The sequence below is a fragment of the Streptomyces triticirhizae genome (assembly GCF_003696235.1).
Lineage (GTDB): Bacteria > Actinomycetota > Actinomycetes > Streptomycetales > Streptomycetaceae > Streptomyces > Streptomyces triticirhizae.
The window spans coordinates 22164-39394 of the sequence record NZ_RFFJ01000032.1; the positions used below are offsets into that span (position 1 = coordinate 22164).

17 protein-coding genes, 2 tRNA genes and 1 pseudogene are annotated in these 17231 nt (G+C 72.9%); 10 read left to right on the forward strand and 10 right to left on the reverse strand.

Going from position 1 to position 17231, the window contains the following annotated elements; translation table 11 throughout:
- Nucleotides 1–69 precede the first annotated feature (69 nt).
- On the reverse strand, nucleotides 70–282 hold the full coding sequence (locus EBN88_RS08725; RefSeq protein WP_122183229.1) for a heavy-metal-associated domain-containing protein: 213 nt from the start codon (nucleotides 280–282) through the stop codon (nucleotides 70–72).
- A gap of 235 nt (nucleotides 283–517) precedes the next feature.
- Here EBN88_RS08725 and EBN88_RS08730 point away from each other — a divergent pair, with 235 nt between their 5' ends.
- From EBN88_RS08730 to EBN88_RS08745, 4 genes and pseudogenes are all read left to right on the forward strand, one after another.
- Nucleotides 518–1087: a DedA family protein gene (locus tag EBN88_RS08730; RefSeq protein WP_122183230.1), complete on the forward strand. Its 570-nt coding sequence runs from the start codon at nucleotides 518–520 to the stop codon at nucleotides 1085–1087.
- Between the two features lie 115 nt (nucleotides 1088–1202).
- Nucleotides 1203–2261, forward strand: coding sequence for a Gfo/Idh/MocA family protein (locus EBN88_RS08735; protein ID WP_122183231.1), 1059 nt, complete (start codon nucleotides 1203–1205; stop codon nucleotides 2259–2261).
- Between the two features lie 85 nt (nucleotides 2262–2346).
- Nucleotides 2347–2418: transfer RNA gene (locus tag EBN88_RS08740), tRNA-Cys, on the forward strand.
- A 137-nt stretch (nucleotides 2419–2555) separates the two neighbouring features.
- Nucleotides 2556–2801, forward strand: a pseudogene (locus EBN88_RS08745) (glycosyltransferase family 2 protein); the annotation flags it as partial.
- On the opposite strand, the gene EBN88_RS08750 reads toward EBN88_RS08745, so the two are convergent.
- Nucleotides 2788–3546 (reverse strand): GntR family transcriptional regulator, encoded by a 759-nt coding sequence (locus tag EBN88_RS08750; RefSeq protein WP_122183232.1) that lies wholly within the window; start codon nucleotides 3544–3546, stop codon nucleotides 2788–2790. The pseudogene EBN88_RS08745 and the gene EBN88_RS08750 sit on opposite strands and share 14 nt — an antisense overlap.
- Before the next feature lie 329 nt (nucleotides 3547–3875).
- Here EBN88_RS08750 and EBN88_RS08755 point away from each other — a divergent pair, with 329 nt between their 5' ends.
- Nucleotides 3876–4433 carry a DUF3830 family protein gene (locus EBN88_RS08755; RefSeq protein ID WP_233580544.1) on the forward strand — a complete coding sequence of 186 codons (558 nt, stop codon included), beginning with the start codon at nucleotides 3876–3878 and terminating at the stop codon, nucleotides 4431–4433.
- Here the strand turns inward: EBN88_RS08755 and EBN88_RS08760 are convergent.
- Entirely contained in the window at nucleotides 4430–5875 is a 1446-nt protein-coding gene (locus EBN88_RS08760) for an amidase (protein WP_122183233.1), read from the reverse strand. The genes EBN88_RS08755 and EBN88_RS08760 overlap by 4 nt on opposite strands.
- Nucleotides 5872–6843 carry a D-2-hydroxyacid dehydrogenase gene (locus EBN88_RS08765; RefSeq protein WP_122183234.1) on the reverse strand — a complete coding sequence of 324 codons (972 nt, stop codon included), beginning with the start codon at nucleotides 6841–6843 and terminating at the stop codon, nucleotides 5872–5874. Before EBN88_RS08765 ends, EBN88_RS08760 begins: the two co-directional genes overlap by 4 nt.
- Before the next feature lie 171 nt (nucleotides 6844–7014).
- On the opposite strand from EBN88_RS08765, the gene EBN88_RS08770 reads away from it, so the two are divergent.
- Both EBN88_RS08770 and EBN88_RS08775 read left to right on the forward strand, forming a co-directional pair.
- Nucleotides 7015–7935 (forward strand): maleate cis-trans isomerase family protein, encoded by a 921-nt coding sequence (locus EBN88_RS08770; RefSeq protein WP_122183235.1) that lies wholly within the window; start codon nucleotides 7015–7017, stop codon nucleotides 7933–7935.
- A gap of 8 nt (nucleotides 7936–7943) precedes the next feature.
- Nucleotides 7944–8705, forward strand: coding sequence for a maleate cis-trans isomerase family protein (locus tag EBN88_RS08775; protein ID WP_122183236.1), 762 nt, complete (start codon nucleotides 7944–7946; stop codon nucleotides 8703–8705).
- A 21-nt stretch (nucleotides 8706–8726) separates the two neighbouring features.
- Here the strand turns inward: EBN88_RS08775 and EBN88_RS08780 are convergent, their stop codons facing one another.
- Together EBN88_RS08780 and EBN88_RS08785 are read right to left on the reverse strand one after the other, a co-directional pair.
- Complete coding sequence (locus EBN88_RS08780) at nucleotides 8727–9167, reverse strand: site-specific integrase (RefSeq protein WP_147472686.1); 441 nt, start codon at nucleotides 9165–9167, stop codon at nucleotides 8727–8729.
- A gap of 106 nt (nucleotides 9168–9273) precedes the next feature.
- Nucleotides 9274–11025, reverse strand: coding sequence for a putative bifunctional diguanylate cyclase/phosphodiesterase (locus tag EBN88_RS08785; RefSeq protein WP_122183238.1), 1752 nt, complete (start codon nucleotides 11023–11025; stop codon nucleotides 9274–9276).
- 403 nt (nucleotides 11026–11428) lie between these two features.
- Here EBN88_RS08785 and EBN88_RS08790 point away from each other — a divergent pair, with 403 nt between their 5' ends.
- Nucleotides 11429–12643: a M6 family metalloprotease domain-containing protein gene (locus EBN88_RS08790; RefSeq protein ID WP_233580545.1), complete on the forward strand. Its 1215-nt coding sequence runs from the start codon at nucleotides 11429–11431 to the stop codon at nucleotides 12641–12643.
- 74 nt (nucleotides 12644–12717) lie between these two features.
- Here EBN88_RS08790 and EBN88_RS08795 read toward each other — a convergent pair.
- The 3 genes from EBN88_RS08795 to EBN88_RS08805 form a co-directional block, all read right to left on the reverse strand.
- Nucleotides 12718–12791: transfer RNA gene (locus tag EBN88_RS08795), tRNA-Lys, on the reverse strand.
- Nucleotides 12792–12931: 140 nt separating this feature from the next.
- Entirely contained in the window at nucleotides 12932–13288 is a 357-nt protein-coding gene (locus EBN88_RS08800; protein ID WP_122183239.1) for a hypothetical protein, read from the reverse strand.
- A gap of 19 nt (nucleotides 13289–13307) precedes the next feature.
- Nucleotides 13308–14243, reverse strand: a complete 936-nt coding sequence (locus EBN88_RS08805; RefSeq protein ID WP_122183240.1) for a phosphatase PAP2 family protein — start codon at nucleotides 14241–14243, stop codon at nucleotides 13308–13310.
- A gap of 197 nt (nucleotides 14244–14440) precedes the next feature.
- On the opposite strand from EBN88_RS08805, the gene EBN88_RS08810 reads away from it, so the two are divergent.
- Nucleotides 14441–15046 carry a histidine phosphatase family protein gene (locus tag EBN88_RS08810; RefSeq protein ID WP_122183241.1) on the forward strand — a complete coding sequence of 202 codons (606 nt, stop codon included), beginning with the start codon at nucleotides 14441–14443 and terminating at the stop codon, nucleotides 15044–15046.
- Between the two features lie 120 nt (nucleotides 15047–15166).
- Here the strand turns inward: EBN88_RS08810 and EBN88_RS08815 are convergent, their stop codons facing one another.
- Nucleotides 15167–16591, reverse strand: a complete 1425-nt coding sequence (locus EBN88_RS08815) for a hypothetical protein (protein ID WP_122183242.1) — start codon at nucleotides 16589–16591, stop codon at nucleotides 15167–15169.
- A 173-nt stretch (nucleotides 16592–16764) separates the two neighbouring features.
- Between EBN88_RS08815 and EBN88_RS08820 the strand changes: the two genes are divergently transcribed.
- Nucleotides 16765–17139, forward strand: a complete 375-nt coding sequence (locus EBN88_RS08820) for a hypothetical protein (protein ID WP_122183243.1) — start codon at nucleotides 16765–16767, stop codon at nucleotides 17137–17139.
- Nucleotides 17140–17231: the final 92 nt, after the last annotated feature.

The window sequence follows — 17231 nt, forward strand, 5'->3', positions numbered from 1 at the left end:
GCTCCGGCCCGTCCGGGGTCAACGGGCGCCGGAACGCCGGCCGTTGACCAGGTCCGGGTGCGGGGTGGCTCAGGCGCGTCCCACCAACTCGTAGCCGGCCTCGTCCACGGCCGCGCGGACCGCGTCGTCGTCCAGCGGGGCCTCGGCGGTGACGGTCACCAGACCCGTCGACGCGGCGGCCGACACCTCGGTGACCCCGGGCAGGGACTTCAACTCGGCCCGGACGGCACCCTCGCAGTGGCCACAGGACATGCCGGAGACCTGGTAGGTCACGCTGCTCATCACGCGCTCCTCAGTCGTTCGTGCGTAGGACGTCTCGCCGGCCCGAGTGTATACCCCTACCGGGTATTGCCCCTCGTTCCTCCGGTCAAGCCGTGGTCGAGGCCCCCTAGGGGCGTCCCGACGCGTCCCCTGGTATCGCCCGTGAGATCTTCCGCCCGCCCGAGCGACGTGTCAGCTTTGACTGACAGGTCGCTCACCAGGGTGACGGCCACACGGGAGGGGAGACCGATCCGGGATGGACGGCGCGCTGTGGATGTACTTCCTGCTGGCCCTGAGCACCGCGCCGCCCCTGGTGCCCAACGCCGCCCTGATCGCCACGGCCGGAATGCTCGCCCAGGCCGGCGAACTCGACCTCTGGCTGGTGCTCGTGGTGGTCGCCGGCAGCGCGCTCGCCGGCGACGCCCTCGTCTTCGGCGTGGGCCGGCTGGCCGGGCCCCGCGTGCGGAACTGGCTCCAGCGTCGCCCGACGCGGAAGGCCGCCCTGGACTGGATGGCCGACCGCATCACCCGGCACGGGGTGCCGTTCGTCGTGGGAATGCGGTTCCTGCCCAGCGGCCGGCTGATCGGCGGGCTCACCGCCGCCGTGGTCGGATTCCCGCTGCGCCGCTTCCTGTTGGGGGCCGGCATGGCCGAGGCGTTCTGGGCGTCCTACAGCGTCGCCCTCGGCTACTGGGGCGGGGCGGCGCTGAACGGCGCCTGGAGCGGGGTGCTGCTGGGCACCCTGCTCTCCCTGCTGGTCGCCGGCGTCGCCCAGTTGATCAGCGCCCGCACCCCGGCGCCCGAGCCCCCCGAACGCGCCCCCTGACCCGCTCCCCGACGGCTGCCGGCGCGTGACCGCACCCCGCGCGCCGGGTGCCGCGACCGGTGGTGCACCCTGGTCCGGACCGGTCGCGCACACCCGCAGCACGAAGGACGTTCCCATGCCCATATCCGGCCCGCCGTCCGCCGCGCCGTCGTCCTCAACCCCCCTCGGCGTGGCCGTTCTCGGCGCGGGCACCATGGGCGCCGACCACGTCCGGCGCGTCGACCAGCTCGTCAGCGGCGCCCGGGTCGTGGCCGTCGCCGACCCGGACGAGGCGCGCGCCGCCGCGCTGGCCGCCGGCATCGACGGTTGCCGGGCGTTCCCCGAACCGCTGGCCGCGCTGGACGCGGCCGGCGTGGACGCCGTGCTGATCGCCTCCCCGGGGCCCGCCCACGAGGAGGCGCTGCTGGCCGCGCTCGACCGGGGCCTGGCGGTGCTCTGCGAGAAGCCGATGGTCCCCGACCCCGAGGCCGCCCTCCGGGTCGTCGAGGCCGAGGCCAAGGGGGGCCGTCCGCTGGTCTCGGTCGGCTTCATGCGCCGCTTCGACGCCGAACACCAGCGCCTGAAGGCCCTGTTGGACGCCCGCGAACTCGGCGCCCCGCGCCTGCTCCACTGCCGCCATCGCAACCTCGCGGTGCACCCGTACTTCACCGAGGAGATGCTGATCACCGACTCGGTGGCCCACGAGTTCGACGCCGCGCGCTGGCTGCTCGACCAGGAGATCACCGCCGTCCAGGTCTTCCGGCCCACCGCCGCCCTGCCGGAACACACCGGCGTCAACGACCCCCAACTCGTTGTCTTCGAGACGGACGGCGGGGTCGTGGTCGACGTCGAGATCCTCGCCAACGGCGGGTTCGGCTACCAGGTGCAGACCGAGGCGGTCTGCGAACGCGGCACCGCCCGCATCGGCGAGGCCCACGGCCTGATGACCAACACCGCCGGACGCTGGGGCGGCGAGATCGCCCAGGACTACCTCACCCGCTTCGCCGACGCCTACGACCGCGAGGTGCGCGCCTGGGTCGCCGCCGTCCGACGCGGCACGACCGTCGGCGCCACCGCCTGGGACGGCTACGCGGTCGCCGCCGTCGCCGCCGCCGGCGTCGAGGCCCAACGCACCGGCCGCCGCGTCCCCGTCGAACTGGCCCCCCGCCCGGCCCCGTTCATGAACGCCGTGTGACCCCCGATGCCAATCCCATGGCAACCCCCGCCCCACCCTTGAACCCACCACCCCCACCCGGGCACCCTCGAACCAGCGACACCCCGGCCGTGTGCCCGAGTGGTTCAGGGACTCGCCTGCAAAGCGAGTTACACGGGTTCGATTCCCGTCACGGCCTCTGTTGTTCTCTGGACGCGATGACCTGCGCGCACACCTGTGGGGCGGATCGCCGTGCGGTCCGCCCCACAGGTGTGCGCCGTCTCATTTTCCGTCTCGGTTCCGGGTGTTCGGCCCGTTCCCGTGGTGTGACGGCGGTCTCTGCCGGCCTCGGAGGACACCGGGCTGTTGCTGGCGTTGAACACGGTCAGCAGGGGGTGGTTCATCCGCGAACCCGACCTGTACTACCGGAAGTGGCCCGGCCAGGTCACCAGCCAGGCCCCGCACGTTGACAAGGAGGAACGCGCCGCCCGCGCCGCCGTCGCGGAAGCCCGCGTGCGGGCCCTTGAGGCGTTGGGCGGCTGGCGCTTCCCGTCGTCCGTGGCTACCGCTACGGGCGGTTGATCGGGATCTCGTAGACGATCTCGCAGTGGGCGGCCGGCACCACGATGTCGGCCGTCTCGACCGGGCGGCCGTCCTCGGCGTAGTAGGTGCGCTCGATCGCGGTGACCAGCGCCCCGCGCTGAACGCCCAGCAGGTGGGCTTCCTCCGTTGTCGCGGTGCGGGGTTCCGGCTGTTCGACGGCGTGGCTGATGGTGATGCCGATGGCGGCCATGCGTTCCACCACGCCCTTGCCGGCGTAGGGCCCGCCCTCGGGCAGGACGATCAGCGTTCCGCCGGTCAGGTCGTACGGTTCCCAACTCGTCGAGAGCTGCACGGGTTTGCCGTTGCCGAGGAACTCGTACGCCGTGCGCACGGTCAGCGCGCCCGCCTCGATGCCCAGTCGGCGGGCGATGTCCTCGGGGGCCGGCACCTTGGCCTCGGTCCGGTACTCCCAGGTACCGGCCCGGCCGAGCGCGGCCATGTCCGCGCGGAACGGGGAGCCGCCACGCTTCTCCCGGGCCAGGCCGCGGACCATGCGCAGTCGCGCCCGTGGCTCGGCCACGTAGGTCCCTGAGCCGGCCCGGCCTTCGAGGAGACCTTGGGAGATCAGGTGCTCCTGGGCTCTGCGGACCACGTTGTCGCCGACGTCGTACTCCTCGGCGAAGCGGGCTCGGGAGGGCAGTCGGTCCCCGGGCTGCCATTCCCCACTGGCGATGCGCTGCCGGAGCACGTCAGCGATGCGGAGATAGGGCGGCTGCTCTGACATGTAGCCAATCTAGTCCACCAGCTTCGCCGTCAGTGGCTCCACAGGCGACGGAGGATTCACCCTGCGCCTGACGCGCCCCACCCCACGTCGCGCACCACCCCGGACCCCGGCGGACGTCGGCCCGTCCCACCCCACAGACCCGCAAAGCGAGTTACACGGGTTCGATTCCCGTCACGGCCTCCCCGTTCCGCCTCCCGTGGCGGTCCCCTTCCCGCCGGTCTCGTCGAACCGGCCGGACACGTCCCCGCGTTCTCGGGGAAACCTCTCCGGTGGGCACGGCGTGCGACCATGCCCGGACAGTGCCGTGCACGACCAAGGAGGCAGCCGCGATGTCCGAGAACGCACCCGGGGCGAGCGAGCCGACCAGCCAGCCGACGTCCGGCGGGGCCACCGAGCGCTTCATCACCGTCTCGCTGGACAAACGAGGCGTCAGCTGTACCGCCAGGCTGCTCGACGACCGGGCGCCGATCACCTGTGACGCGGTGTGGAACGCGCTGCCGCTCGGCGGGGACGTCTACCACGCCAAGTACGCGCGCAACGAGATCTACGCCCTGCTCCCGCCGTTCGCCCCCCAGGAGCCGCCGCTGGAGAACCCGACCATCACCCCCATCCCCGGCGACCTGTGCTACTTCACGTTCACCGACACCCAGTTGGGCACCAGCTCCTACGGCTACGAGAACGACGCCAAGCACCAGGGCCGCACCACCGTCGTCGACCTCGCGCTGTTCTACGAGCGCAACAACCTGCTGATCAACGGTGACGCCGGCTGGGTGCCCGGCATCGTCTGGGGCGCCGTCGTGGACGGCCTGGACCGGATGGCCGACGCCTGCCAGGACCTGTGGCGCGCCGGCGCGTTGGGCGAGACGCTCAGCTTCCGTCGCGCCTAGGCGCCGGACGCCGAAGGCGGCGACGGCGGCAGCGGCGGTTCCGGCACCCCCGCGACCCCCGCCGCGTAGAGCGCGTGCGCCGCGCGCAGCACCGTCGCGTCGCCGTGGCGCGGCCCGACCAGTTGCAGCCCGATCGGCAGCCCCGCCGCGTCCCGCCCCACGGGCAGCGAGGCGGCGGGCTGCTGGGTCAGGTTGAACGGATAGGTGAACGGCGTCCACTCCGTCCACCGCCGCTGCCCCGATCCCTCCGGCACCTCAACTCCCTTGGCGAACGCGGTGATCGGCAGCGTCGGCGTCACCAGCAGGTCGTACCGTTCGTGGAAGCCGCCCATCGCCCGGCCCATCCCCATCCGCACGTCCACGGCGGCCAGATAGTCCAGCGCGCTGTAGCGCGCGCCCCGGGCGCGGATCTCCGCGAGCCCCGGGTCGAGCGCCGCCACCTGCTCCTCGTCGAAGAACTCGGTGACCCGCGCCGCGCCGCTGAACCACAGCACATGGAACGCCTCGCGCATCTCGTCGAACGAGGGCAACGGCGGGTCCGCCTCCTCCACCTCGGCGCCCAGCTCCGCCAGCCGCGCCACGGCCCGCCCGACCGCGTCCGCCACCTCGGGCCGCACCGCGACCTCCCGCATCCTGGGCGAGTAGGCGACCCGCAGGCCCCGCACCCGGTCCGCGCCGCCGACCAGGGTGCCGGCGAAACTGCTGGTGGCGGGGGCCAGTTGGGACCAGTCGCGGGCGTCAGGGCCGCTGATGACGTCCAGCAGCAGCGCCGCGTCCCGCGCGTCCCTGGTCATCGGCCCGACATGGGCGAGCGTGCCGAAGGCGCTCGCCGGGTAGAGCGGCACCCGCCCGTAGGTCGGCTTGAGCGCGAAGATCCCGCAGAACGCGGCCGGGATACGGACCGATCCGCCGCCGTCCGTCCCCAGGCTCAGCGGCCCCGCGCCCAACGCCACGGCGGCCGCGCTGCCCCCGCTCGACCCGCCGGAGGTGCGCTCGGGCGCGTACGGGTTGCCCGTCGCGCCGTGCAACGGCGAGTCCGTGACGCCCTTCCAGCCGAACTCCGGCGTGGTCGTCTTGCCCACCAGCACCGCCCCCGCCTCCCGCAGCCGCGCGACCGAGGGCGCGTCCTCCTCCCACCGGTCCCCGGCCGGCACGGCGGCCGAGCCGCGCCGCGTCGGGTGGCCGCGCTGCAACAGGATGTCCTTGACCGTCGCCGGCACCCCGTCCAGCGGGCTCAACGGCGCGCCCCGCCGCCACCGTTCGGTCGCCGCCCTCGCCTGCTCGGCTGCGCCCTCGTGGTCGATCAGCGTGAACGCGTTCACCGCCGCGTGCACCGCCTCGGCGCGCTCCAGCACGGCGGCGGTCGCCTCGCTGGGCGAGGCGTCGCCGGCCGCGAACGCGGCACCCAACTCGGCGGCGGTCAACGTGGCCAGATCCGTCATGTTTCCTCCCCTGGGACATAGCCCAGCCGCTTGTCCACGACGTTGAACAGGGGGCGACCGGCGTGCCAGCGATCGAAGTTGTCCAGGAACTGCTCGGCGAGGTCGTCGCGCCAGCCGAAGGTGTCGCCGCTCATATGGGGCGAGATCAGCAGGTTGGGCACGTCCCACAGCGGGCTGTCCGGGCCCAGCGGCTCGTCGGGCAGCACGTCCAGCGCCGCCCCGGCGATGCGGCCGGCGCGCAGCGCCTCGGCGAGGTCGTCCACGACCACGTGCGCGCCCCGGCCGATGTTGATCAGCCGCGCCGTCGGCCGCATCAGCGCCAGCGTCGCCGCGTCGAACATCCCGGCCGTCTGCGGGGTCAACGGCGCCGCGCAGATCACCCAGTCGGCTTCGGGAAGGAGTTCGGGGAGTGAGTCGGCGGAGTGGACCCGGCCGAAGGCGGGGTCCCGCTCCCTGGCCCGGCGACCCACCAACTCGACGGTGACCCCCAGGGTTTGGAGCAGGGCGCCGATCCGGCGGCCGATCGGTCCCGAGCCGACGACCAGGGCGTTGCTCCCGTAGACCTTTGCCGTCTCCCGGTGCAGCCAACGGCGCTGGGACTGGGCGGCCCAGGTTCCCCGAAAATCCTTTGCCAGAGCCAACACGAGCCCGGCCACATATTCGGCGATCGGGCGGTCGAAGACGCCGCGCGCGTTGGTGATCACCGCGTCGGATTCGAGCAGTTCGGGAAAGAGCAGCCGGTCCACTCCGGCGCTGGCGGTGTGCACCCAGACCGGTCGTGCCCCGGCGCCCGGCCAGGCATGGCGTACGGCGTCGGAGAGAAAGTCCCAGACGAGCAGGACATCGGCCTCAGGCAGCCGTTTGGCCAGCGAGTTCGCGTCGCTGTGGAGCACGTCGGCCCGGCCGGCGAGCCGGTCGAGGCGGGGTGGCGGATCGTCGTCCAGAACAAGGACACGAGGTGCGGTCATGAGGGAGAAACCGTTCCGAAACGAATGGCTGTTTGATTGGTATGGCGAGGATTGACCACGCTAGGAACCGGAACTACCTTCGTCAATGAAGGCATCTAGCGAAAGCCAGTATCCCGGCCGGGGTTTCCCCCTCCCCCAAGCCGCCCCTCCGTTGTGAATCGGGGTCCCGACATGGATGTCTCCTTTTTGGGCGGGCCGCAACCGCAGCGCGGTGTCGGAGTCGTCGCACCCTTTGATTTCGCCCTCGACCGCGAACTGTGGCGCTGGGTCCCGGACGATGTCTCGCTCCATCTGACCCGCACCCCGTTCGTCCCCGTCGAGGTCAGCCTCGACCTCGCGCGGCTGGTCAGCGAGCACGAGACGCTTCGCGAGGCGGTGCGGGCGCTGATCGCCGTCTCTCCCGAGGCCGTGGCCTACGCCTGCACCTCGGGCAGCTTCGTCGGCGGCCTCGCCGGGGAACGGGCGATGACCGCCGCCATGACCCAGGCCGGGGAGGTCCCGTCGTTCACCACCTCGGGAGCGCTGTTGTCCGCGCTGCGCGAGCTGGGCGCGGAACGGGTCGCGGTGGTGACGCCCTACACCAGATCGGTCACCGACGCCCTGGAGGACTACCTGCGGGAGGCCGGCGTCCAGGTCTCCGGCCGCAGCTATCTCGGGCTGACCAGGGAGATCTGGCGGGTCGGCTACCGGGACGTGGTGGACATGGCGCGCGAGGCGGCGCGCGGGGCGCCCGACGCGCTCTTCATCAGCTGCACCAACCTCCCGACCTACGACGTGATCCCGCAGCTGGAGGCCGAGTTGCGGATGCCGGTGATCTCGGCCAACCAGGTCACCATGTGGGCGGCGCTGCGGCAGATCGGCAAGGCGGCGGTCGGCCCCTACCAGGCGCTGCTGGACTCGGCGGCGCGCAGCGGCCCGGCCTCGATGGCCCCGCTCCCGCTGCCGCCCGCCGTCGGGGACGGGCTGCCGGAGCCGCCGCTGCCCGAGCCGGCGTTGGCCGAGGCGGTCGAGCCGCCGCAGGGCTACCAGGAGGGCTACCCCGACCCGTTCGGCGACGGCCCGCCCGACGCGTTCCCCGACGACGAGAGGTGAGGTGACCGATGGTCGCGACGGTTGGCTTTCTGTACCCCGGGTACTCGGCCGAGGACGACTATCCGCGCCTTGAGGCCATGCTCAACGAGGTGGGCGCCGGGGTGCGGCTGCCGCTGGTCCACACCGACATCGGCACGGACGCGCACCGGGTCGAGGCGCTCCTCGAGATGGGCTCGGTCGACCGAATCACCGCCGTGCTGGGCGAGTTGACCGCCTCGGACGGAGCGACCGGGGGGAAGGGGACGGCCGTGGACGCGGTCGTCTGGGCGTGCACATCGGCCAGCTTCGTCTTCGGCCACGAGGGCGCCCTGGAGCAGGTCCGCCGGCTCTCGGCGGCGGCCGGGCTGCCGGCGTCCTCGACGTCGTTCGCCTTCGCCCGCGCGGTCGCGGCGCTGGGCGTGAGCCGGGTGGCGGTGGCGGCGACCTACCCGGACGATGTGGCCGGGCTCTTCGCCGACTTCCTGAAGGCCGCGGAGATCGAGGTCGTCGCGACGCGTGGCAGCGGCATCATCACGGCGGCCGAGGTCGGCACCTGGGGCCGGGACGAGGTGCTGCGGCTGGCGGAGGCGGGGGACGATCCACAGGCCGATGCGGTGCTGCTGCCGGACACGGCGCTGCACACCGCCGCCTGGGTCGCCGAGGTGGAGGAGGCGCTGGGCAAGCCGGTGTTGACCGCCAACCAGGTCACCGTCTGGGAGGGGCTGCGCCTGCTGGGCCACCGGGCGGTCTGCCCGGCGCTCGGCACACTCTTCTCGGCGGACGGCGTCTGAACCGGGGCACCTCCCGGCTCCTCAGGCGGGTTCGCCGGCCGGTTCGACGGCGGGTTCGCCGGCGCCCGCCTCGGGCGCCCCGGCGCGCGAGCGGTGGCGCTTGCCGGCGGTGCGGAAGGCGTGGATCGCCACGCCGTGCTCCCGCGCCCCGCGCACGGCCTCCTCCCAACTCAACGCCCGCAGGCGTTCGTTGCCGGTGCCGAAGAGCGGGCCCGCCGCGCGGTCGGCGATCAGCGGGGCGAGCAGGTCGAGCGCCCGCTCGCTGAGCGCGACGGGGAACGGCGCGCCGGCCCGCGCGATCCGCCCACCGGCCCGGTCCACCTCGGCCACGTCGAGGGAGAGCAGGTCGAGCACGCGGATGTCGGTCTCCCAGAGCAGCTGCCACAGCGCCCGATGGAGAACCGGGTGGGAGTCCTCCGCCAGCAGGGCGTCAAGTCTCTCCGGGGTGATGGTTTCAGCCATGATCGTCATAGATGGGCAGTATTCCGCCATCGCCGGGCGCCGTACAGGGGTTGGGGCACGGGGAGCGCTCCGCTGACGTCCCGTCACTCCTGTCGAGGGCGTGGGGTCAACGGCCCGCCAGCATCGCCGCCAGGTGGTCCGGCGGCAGCGGCCTGGCGTAGTGCCAGCCCTGGCCCGTGTCACAGCCGATGCGGCGCAGCCGCTCCGCCTGCGCCGGGCCCTCGACGCACTCCGCCGTCACCGTGAGCCCCAGCTTGTGGGCGAGCTGCACCAGGGAGGTCACGATGGTCTCGTCGGCCGGGTTGAGGTGGCGCGCGGTGCGGAAGCCGCGCACGAAGGTGCCGTCCAACTTCAGCGCACGCACCGGAAGTCGACTCAGATAGGCCAGGTTGGAGTAGCCGGTGCCGAAGTCGTCGATGGCGATCCGCACCCCCATGTCGGAGAGCGCCTGGAGCGCCTGGAGCGGCCGGCCGGCCGAGCCCATCACGTCCGACTCCGTCAGCTCCAGCTGCAACAGCCCCGACGGCAGCCCCGACTCGCGCAGCGCGCAGGCCACGTCGTTGACCAGGTCGGAGTCCCAGACCTGACGGACGGCCACGTTCACCGAGACGAAGAGCGGCGGCCCCGGGTGCTCCAGCTGCCAGCGGCGGGCCTGTCGGCAGGCCTCGTTCAGCACCCAGCGGCCCAGCGGCACGATGGCGCCGTTCTCCTCGGCCAGGCCGATGAACCGGTCGGGACCCAGCATCCCGAACTGTGGGTGCCGCCAGCGCACCAGCGCCTCGGCGCCGCGCACGATGTCGTCGGCGAGCCCCACGATCGGCTGGTACTCCAGCGTGAACTCCCCGCGCTCCACCGCGTGGCGCAGGGTGGAGGAGAGCGACTGCCGGGTCATCCGGTGGGCGTTGCGCTCCGGGTCGAAGAGCGTCCAGCGGGCCTTGCCGTCGGCCTTCGCCCAGTACAGCGTGGTGTCGGCGGCCTGCATCAGATCGGTGGGCGTCGTGGTGGCGCATTCTCGCTCCACCACCCCGATGCTGGCCGAAACCGCCAGCCGCTGGCCGGCCAGGTCGAACGGGTGCTGGAGCGCCGCCAGCATCGCTCCGGCCAGCACGGTCAACTGCTCGGTGCTGGTGGAACTCTCCACCAGCACCGCGAACTCGTCCCCGCCGAGCCGGGCCACCAGATGGCCGCCGGCCCCGGTGGCGCACTCGGTGAGCCGCTTGGCCGCCGCGCCCAACAGCTGGTCGCCGACCCGGTGCCCGAGGGTGTCGTTGACCGCCTTGAAGCCGTCGAGGCCCAGGTAGCACAGCCCGATCCGGCCGGTGGCCGAGTCGGCGAGCGCGTTGGTGAGCCGCTCGAAGAAGAGGGTGCGGTTGGGCAGCCGCGTCACGGGGTCGTGCATCTGGATGTGGCGCAGGCGTTCCTTCAGCTCCCTGCGCTCGCTGATGTCGGCGACCGTCAGCAGCGCGACCGTGCGCGCCCCGCCGGTGGGCGCGACGGTGATGTCGGCCCAGAGCGTGTGCCCGTCCGTGTGCTTGAGCCGGCGGACGCAGCGCAGCAGCTCGCGCTGGCCGGCGAGCACCGCGTGGTAGGAGCCCTGGGTCCGGTCGTCGATGCCGATGCCGGCGATCGCGTCCGCCGAGCGGCCGGTCAACTCCTCGGAGGGGACGCCGAGGAGGGAGCCCAGCGCGGGGTTGGCCGAGATGATCTGCCCCGATCTGCCGACCAGGGCCATGGGCAGCGCGGCGATGTGGAACGCGGCCTGGTAGTCCCGGAGAACATCACTCTCCGTGAGGGCGTGGGGAGTCGCGGCGAGGCCGCCTCCGGGGTTCTCGCCCGGTCCTTTGAAGGGTCCGTTCACCGACTGCTCCGGGAGGGGATGGGGCGCCCGCGGATGGTGCCGTCGGGCACTCCCCGGCTGCCCGCCTGGCGTATCCACGCTGGAAATGTGCCGATCATAGAGGTTCGGGCGCGGGCTGAGCCAGTGCCCCGTGGGCCTGTCCCGATTCCCCGAGGGCACGTTTTTGATGGGCTCCAGTCAATTCTCATCCAGCTTCCGGTCATGCTCCGGACGCCTCTCAGACATGCTTTCGACCACTTGATCGTTTCTGCTCGGGCGCTTTTCCCCCGCGATCGTTCGGGACTGATGTCTACGCAGGGTAATCGCCGACGCGTTACCTGACCGGGCTAGCGAAACAGGGCGTAAGCCGGCAAAAACAAACAAGGTGGACTCGGCGTATCCAACGGCTCGACGGGAGGTCGCAGTGCGCCGTGACCATCGCCGCCCAGCGGCCGTCCTGACCGCGCTCGCCGCGTTGCTCGCCACCACCATGACCTCGGCTCCCGGCACCGGCGCGCTCGCCGACGAGCCCTGCGGCCTGCCCCGTTCGACCGTCCACCACTCCGAGGGCCTCGACAGCTGGAACGACGACTACCCGCGCCCGGTGGGCACCCTCGACGCGGTGATGCTCTTCCTCTCCTTCCCCGACGCTGAGCCGGAGCTGAGCCCCGAGCGCATCGCCGAGGACTACTTCCCGGCCACCGCCGAGTACTTCGACCGTTCCTCCTACGGCCGGCTCACCCTGGAGACGGAGATCGTGGGGGAGTGGCTGGAGATGCCGGCCGACTCCGTCGACTACGGCATACAGCGGGACTGGCCGGCCGAGCTGCGGGCCGACTACCTGCACGACGCGCTCTCGGTCATCGCCCCCAGGACCGACCTGGCGGCGTTCGACGTGGTGTATCTGGTCGCCGACCCCGACGCCCCCGGCGTGGACTCCGACGCGACCAAGGTCGTCAACTTCAACTCCCCGATCACCGTCGGGGAGGCCGAGATCCGCCGCCTGGTGACCGTCTTCGAACACCGCCGCCCCGACCGCAACGTGCTGGCCCACGAGACGGGGCACGTCTTCGACCTGCCCGACCTCTACAACCGGCCGACCGAGGGCACGGGCGACTGGGACACCCACGTCGGGGACTGGGACCTGATGGGCAGCCAGTTCGGCCTCGCACCCGACCTCTTCGGCTGGCACAAGTGGAAGATGGGCTGGCTGGACGCCGAGCACATCGCCTGCGTCCGCTCCGCCGGCACCAGCCTGCACACCCTCGAACCGCTCGGCGCCCCCCTCGACGAGCGGAACCCGACCGCCGACACCCGGCTCGCCGTGGTGCGCACCGGCCCGGCCGAGGCGCTCGTCGCCGAGGCGCGCACCCCGATCGGCAACGACCGTGACCTGTGCACCAGGGGCGTGCTGCTCTACCGGGTGCGCAGCGACGTGCCGTCCGCCGAGGGCCCGGTGGAGGTGATCGACGGCCACCCCGAGACGGAGGCCTGCCATGGCACCTCGGTCCACCCTCGGCTGGCCGACGCCCCGCTGGAGACCGGCGAGAGCTATGTCGACGCGGCCAACGGGGTGCGCGTCGAGGTCGGCGAACGGACGGCCAGCGGCGGCTGGCACATCAGGGTGGACAAGGAGTAGGGGCGCGGCGGGAGACGGCCACGGCGCCCATGGGAAAGGGCCCCCGGTCTCTCGACCGGAGGCCCTTCATCAGGTGCGCCGCCAGGGACTCGAACCCCGGACCCGCTGATTAAGAGTCAGCTGCTCTAACCAACTGAGCTAGCGGCGCCTGCTGACGTCGTAGACACTAGCACCCCGAACCGGTGAAGCAAAAATCGGATTCACGGGGGGCCAGCGGGGCGTTTGCCCAGCCCACGGCGCCGCCGCCGGAGCGGTGCGCCGACGGCCCCGGCCCGGGTGGGACGCGTCTCACGTCCGGCGCCGCAGCAGCTCGCGGCCGAACTCGATCATCTTGACGGCATAGTCCTCGGTCCACCCCGCCCGGTCGGCGACGGCGGCCGGGGTGAGGGAGTCGAACCGGGCGGTGTCGGCCAGCTGGGCGGCGGCCATCGCCTGGTACTCGACGGAGCGGTCGGCGGCGTTCTGGAAGGCCGTGGCCAGCTCGGTGGCCCGGTCCAGCAGCTCGCGCGGCTCGCTGATCGACTCCAGCGAGAAGAAGTGCTCCTCGTCGGAGGGGCCGGCGGGCGGCTCGAAGAAGAGCGCGGCCGGGCGGCGGAACTGGGGCGGTGTGCCGGAGGGTTCGCGGCCCTGGCCGGAGTCGGACATGCGGGGATCAGCCTCCTGGTCAGGACGGCGGAGTCATCTGGCTTTCCTGTGCGGTCGACGTTCCATTGTGCCGCGCCCTGGGGACGCGCGAGGGCGTGGCGGGGGCGCTCGCGCCGGCGCTGTCGTCCATCTCACGCCGGCGCGGGCGCCGGTCCTGGTCGTCGATGGTGGGGAGCGTCCGGTAGTCCGGGGCGGCCTCCCGCTTCTCGTCCCAGCCGAAAGGGCTCCGCAGCCGCCCCGACAGCAACAGCAGCGGCCTGGCCAGCAGCAGCCCGACGACCATCACGGTCGTCCCGGCGAGCGCGTCCAGGAAGTAGTGGTTGGCGGTGCCCATCACCACGATCACCGTGATCAGCGGATAGAGGACGGCGGCGGCGCGCACCCACAGCGAACGCCCCCCGTAGTGCCACAACGCGACCCCGCACCACACCGACCAGCCCACATGGAGGCTCGGCATCGCGGCGTACTGGTTGGTGAAGTCGCCCATCCCGCTGGGCGCGCTGGCGTCGTCGGCCCACCAGCCCCAACCGCTGTACTGGGCGAGGCTGTCCACGAAGCCGTGCCCGCCGGGCAGCAGCCGGGGCGGGCTGGTCGGCATCAGCGTGAAACCGATCAGGCCCAGCATCGTCGAGGTCAGCAGCCAGGTGCGCATCAGCCGGTAGCGGCTCGGGCGACAGTGGAAGAGCCAGACCAGGACGATGGGGGTGACCACGTAGTGCAGCGACGCGTAAGCGAACGAGGACGGCACCCCGAGCCAGGGCTCCTGGGTGAAGAGTTCGTTGAGCGGCTCCTCCGCGTGCAGCCACAGCGCGCGCTCCAGCCGCAGGATGCTCAGCCCGTTGTCCACGGCCGTGGTGACATCACCCCTGGCCAGCAGCCTCGCGCCCGAGTAGGCCCCGTAGGCCACCAGGATCAGCAGCAGCTCGGTCCACCAGCGTGGCCGCTGTTTGGGCATCGGCGCGAACTCCGGATCATCTCGTTTTTGGCTGTTGGTCAGGCGTACGTCAGTCCACCGTAAGACGGACCGCTCTCGATGAGACGCCCGGGGCGCCCCCCGCGGTTGCGTGAGGAATGATGTGTGACGTTCGAGACGCGAGTGATCGCACCGGCGGTCGCACCGGTCACCATCGGTCATGTCACGAGAGGAACTCCATGCCTGGGCGCATCCTGTTGGTCCGACACGGACGAACGGCCTGGTCGGTGTCGGGACGGCACACCGGGCTGACGGATGTCCCGCTCCTGGACGAGGGGCGCGAGCAGGCCAGGGTGTTGGGGGAACGGCTGCGGCGCGCCCCCTGGAACGACCTGCCGGGCGCCGAGGTCCGCACCAGCCCGCTCTCCCGGGCCTCCGAGACCTGCGCGCTGGCCGGCTTCGGCGACCGGGCCACGCCGTGGGACGCGCTGCTGGAGTGGGACTACGGGCGCGAGGAGGGCCTGACCACCGAGGAGATCGCCGAACAGCGCGGCGGGGACTGGGTGATCTGGCGCGACGGGGTGCGGGACGGCGAGAGCATGGCCCGGCTGGCCGAGCGGGCCGACGAGGTCGTGGCCTGGGCGCGCGCCGCCGACCGGGACACCGTGGTCTTCGCCCACGGGCACATCCTGCGCGCGGTGGCGGCCCGTTGGCTGGGCCAGGAGGTCGACTTCGCGGCCCGGCTGAAGCTGGAGGCCGCCGCGCTCTCGGTGCTCTCCTGGGCCTATGGCGAGCCGGCGCTGGAGCGGTGGAACGACACCGCGCACCTGCCCGACTCCGCCTGAGGGACGCCGGGGCGTGCGCTCCTCGGGGCGTGGGCGGTCAACGCGCCGGCGTGCGCGGGGAGATGCGCGCCGGCGCGTGGCGAGGAGGCCGGCGCGTGGCGGCGGCGCGCGACGGGACGGTCACACGGGGCCGGAGCGCTGCCGTTCCAGGAACGCGGCCACCGCCGCGTCCCTGCGGGCCGGATGGAGGCGGGTCGCGGTGTCGGCGAGCAACTCGGTGATCCGGGTGGAGCGCACCTGGTCCATCAGGTCCAGCGTCTGGTTGCCCACGGCGGCGGCCTCCTCGGGGCGGCCCGACCTGGCCAGGCAGCCGGCCAACTCCGCCGAGTAGAGCGCGATGTTGCGGGCGAAGTGCGGGTCGCGCCTGGCCGCCTCCACCGCGCTCCTGGCGCACTCGGCGGCGCGCCGCCAGTCGCCGAGCAACGCCCAGCACTGCCCCTCCAGGCTGGCGAACTCGCCGTCCCCGAAGAAGGTCATCCACTCGGGGCTCTCCGGCGGGTCGCCCCGTTCGTACGCCCGTTGGGCCCGCGCGATGGACTGCTCGGTGCCGCCCCGGTCGCCCATGCCCGCCCAACCGGCCGCCTCGCGCAGCGCCAACAGGGAGCGCAGGCGCTCGGAACCCACCTGCCGCGCGGCGCGCGCGCCGGCCTGGGCGGCGCGCACCGCCTCCCTCGGGCGCCCCGTGTCCCTGGCGAGGAAGGCGGTGTTGCAGAACGCGTGCGCCTCCAGGGCGGGGTCGCCGCCGACCCGGGCGGTGGCCAGCGCCTCGGCGTAGTAGGAGCGGGCCTCGACCCAGCGCCGCGAGTCGTGCGCCAGCCAGCCGACCGAGATCGCCAACTCGCCCGTGTTGGAGTGCAGTTCGTCGTCCACCGCCGACCGCTTCGCGCCGGTGTCCAGCAGCTCGTAGGCGGTCCGCAGCGCCTCGCCGGCCGGTCGGTACAGCGCCAGCGCCCCGTGTTGGTCGTCGAGCAGCCGGATGTCGCGCACGGCCTGGCGGACCCTGGCCACCTCGGCGGCGCCGGGGCGCCCCCGGTCGGCGGCCGAGGCGTGCGGCGCCGTGCCCAGTGCGGCCAGGGACGCGATGGCGGCCGGGCCGCCGGTCATGAACGCGCGACGCAGCACGTCGCCCTCCTCGGTGTCGTGGGTGTGCTCACCCGGGGGCGCCGCGTCGCGCCCGTGCCGGGACGGCCGTGGGCCGTCGAACGCCCGGGGGGTGCGGTCGGGGGGGATCGGCTCGGCGCGGGGTGGGGGGACGGCGCGCGCGCCGCGTCCTCGGACGGTCTGTCGTGGCTCGAAGCCAAGGTCGGTCAGGGTGCGCCCCGGGAACATATGAAGAAATACCCGTTCGTAGGCGTAGTTAGGGCATCGGATCTCGCCTGCTTCCACACGCCCCACGTAGCGCGCGTCGCAGGAGACCCGTTCGCCGATCTCCCGCGCCGCCCGCCGCACCGCCGCCGCGAACTCGCCGGGGGAGAGCCCGCCGCGCAGCGAGCGGAACGCCTCGTTGGGTGTGGTCGTCCTGGAGGTGGATGATGACCTCGCCATGGCCGGGAAGGTACCGGCTGTAGCGGGTCGTTCACCGCCCGTTCGGGGAGGATCGGCCGCCGGCCCGTCGATCTGCCATGAACTGCCATCCAAAGGAGGGGTTCCGAGCCGTAGCCGTTGACAGTGGTCCGCCGTTAAACAAACGCACTCGACAGCACCCTGGAGGAGGACCCATGGCGGACACCGGCGACACGGCGGCCTGCGACGTGGTCACGGTCCCGGCGCGGCAAGGACTGGAAGCCGTCGATCTGCTGCGCCTGCGGCACGGAGTGGGCCCCGTGCTCCACGACCGGGAGGGCGAGACCCTGGGTTTCCTGGTGCCACCCGGCACCGCTGCGCGCTGGAACCTGCCGGGCAGCGCCTGCACCAGGGCGGGCACCGACGCCCCGGTGGGCGGCCGCCCGTCGGTGGCGGGAAGCTGCTGGCTGGTGCCCCCGGAGGGCGCCGTCGCCCGGGCCACCGAGCCCGAGCGGCTGCGGGCCGCGATCTACGAGGCGGTCAACACCCTGGCCGTCGTTGACCGTTGCGGGGGCGTGGTCCGCCGCTGAGACGCCGGCGCGTCCGCCGGCGTGGGGGCCGGGGACGCGCCGGGCGCGCGTGCCGCCCAGCGCACGCCGTCTCCGCGCGCCGCCCGCGCACG

What these genes read in the sequence shown, in the direction of transcription:
- EBN88_RS08725 (WP_122183229.1), bottom strand. Translation starts at nt 282, where the DNA reads ATGAGCAGCGTGACCTACCAGGTCTCCGGCATGTCCTGTGGCCACTGC.
- EBN88_RS08730 (WP_122183230.1), top strand. Translation starts at nt 518, where the DNA reads ATGGACGGCGCGCTGTGGATGTACTTCCTGCTGGCCCTGAGCACCGCG.
- EBN88_RS08735 (WP_122183231.1), top strand. Translation starts at nt 1,203, where the DNA reads ATGCCCATATCCGGCCCGCCGTCCGCCGCGCCGTCGTCCTCAACCCCC.
- EBN88_RS08750 (WP_122183232.1), bottom strand. Translation starts at nt 3,546, where the DNA reads ATGTCAGAGCAGCCGCCCTATCTCCGCATCGCTGACGTGCTCCGGCAG.
- EBN88_RS08755 (WP_233580544.1), top strand. Translation starts at nt 3,876, where the DNA reads ATGTCCGAGAACGCACCCGGGGCGAGCGAGCCGACCAGCCAGCCGACG.
- EBN88_RS08760 (WP_122183233.1), bottom strand. Translation starts at nt 5,875, where the DNA reads ATGACGGATCTGGCCACGTTGACCGCCGCCGAGTTGGGTGCCGCGTTC.
- EBN88_RS08765 (WP_122183234.1), bottom strand. Translation starts at nt 6,843, where the DNA reads ATGACCGCACCTCGTGTCCTTGTTCTGGACGACGATCCGCCACCCCGC.
- EBN88_RS08770 (WP_122183235.1), top strand. Translation starts at nt 7,015, where the DNA reads ATGGATGTCTCCTTTTTGGGCGGGCCGCAACCGCAGCGCGGTGTCGGA.
- EBN88_RS08775 (WP_122183236.1), top strand. Translation starts at nt 7,944, where the DNA reads ATGGTCGCGACGGTTGGCTTTCTGTACCCCGGGTACTCGGCCGAGGAC.
- EBN88_RS08780 (WP_147472686.1), bottom strand. Translation starts at nt 9,167, where the DNA reads ATGGCTGAAACCATCACCCCGGAGAGACTTGACGCCCTGCTGGCGGAG.
- EBN88_RS08800 (WP_122183239.1), bottom strand. Translation starts at nt 13,288, where the DNA reads ATGTCCGACTCCGGCCAGGGCCGCGAACCCTCCGGCACACCGCCCCAG.
- EBN88_RS08805 (WP_122183240.1), bottom strand. Translation starts at nt 14,243, where the DNA reads ATGCCCAAACAGCGGCCACGCTGGTGGACCGAGCTGCTGCTGATCCTG.
- EBN88_RS08810 (WP_122183241.1), top strand. Translation starts at nt 14,441, where the DNA reads ATGCCTGGGCGCATCCTGTTGGTCCGACACGGACGAACGGCCTGGTCG.
- EBN88_RS08815 (WP_122183242.1), bottom strand. Translation starts at nt 16,591, where the DNA reads ATGGCGAGGTCATCATCCACCTCCAGGACGACCACACCCAACGAGGCG.
- EBN88_RS08820 (WP_122183243.1), top strand. Translation starts at nt 16,765, where the DNA reads ATGGCGGACACCGGCGACACGGCGGCCTGCGACGTGGTCACGGTCCCG.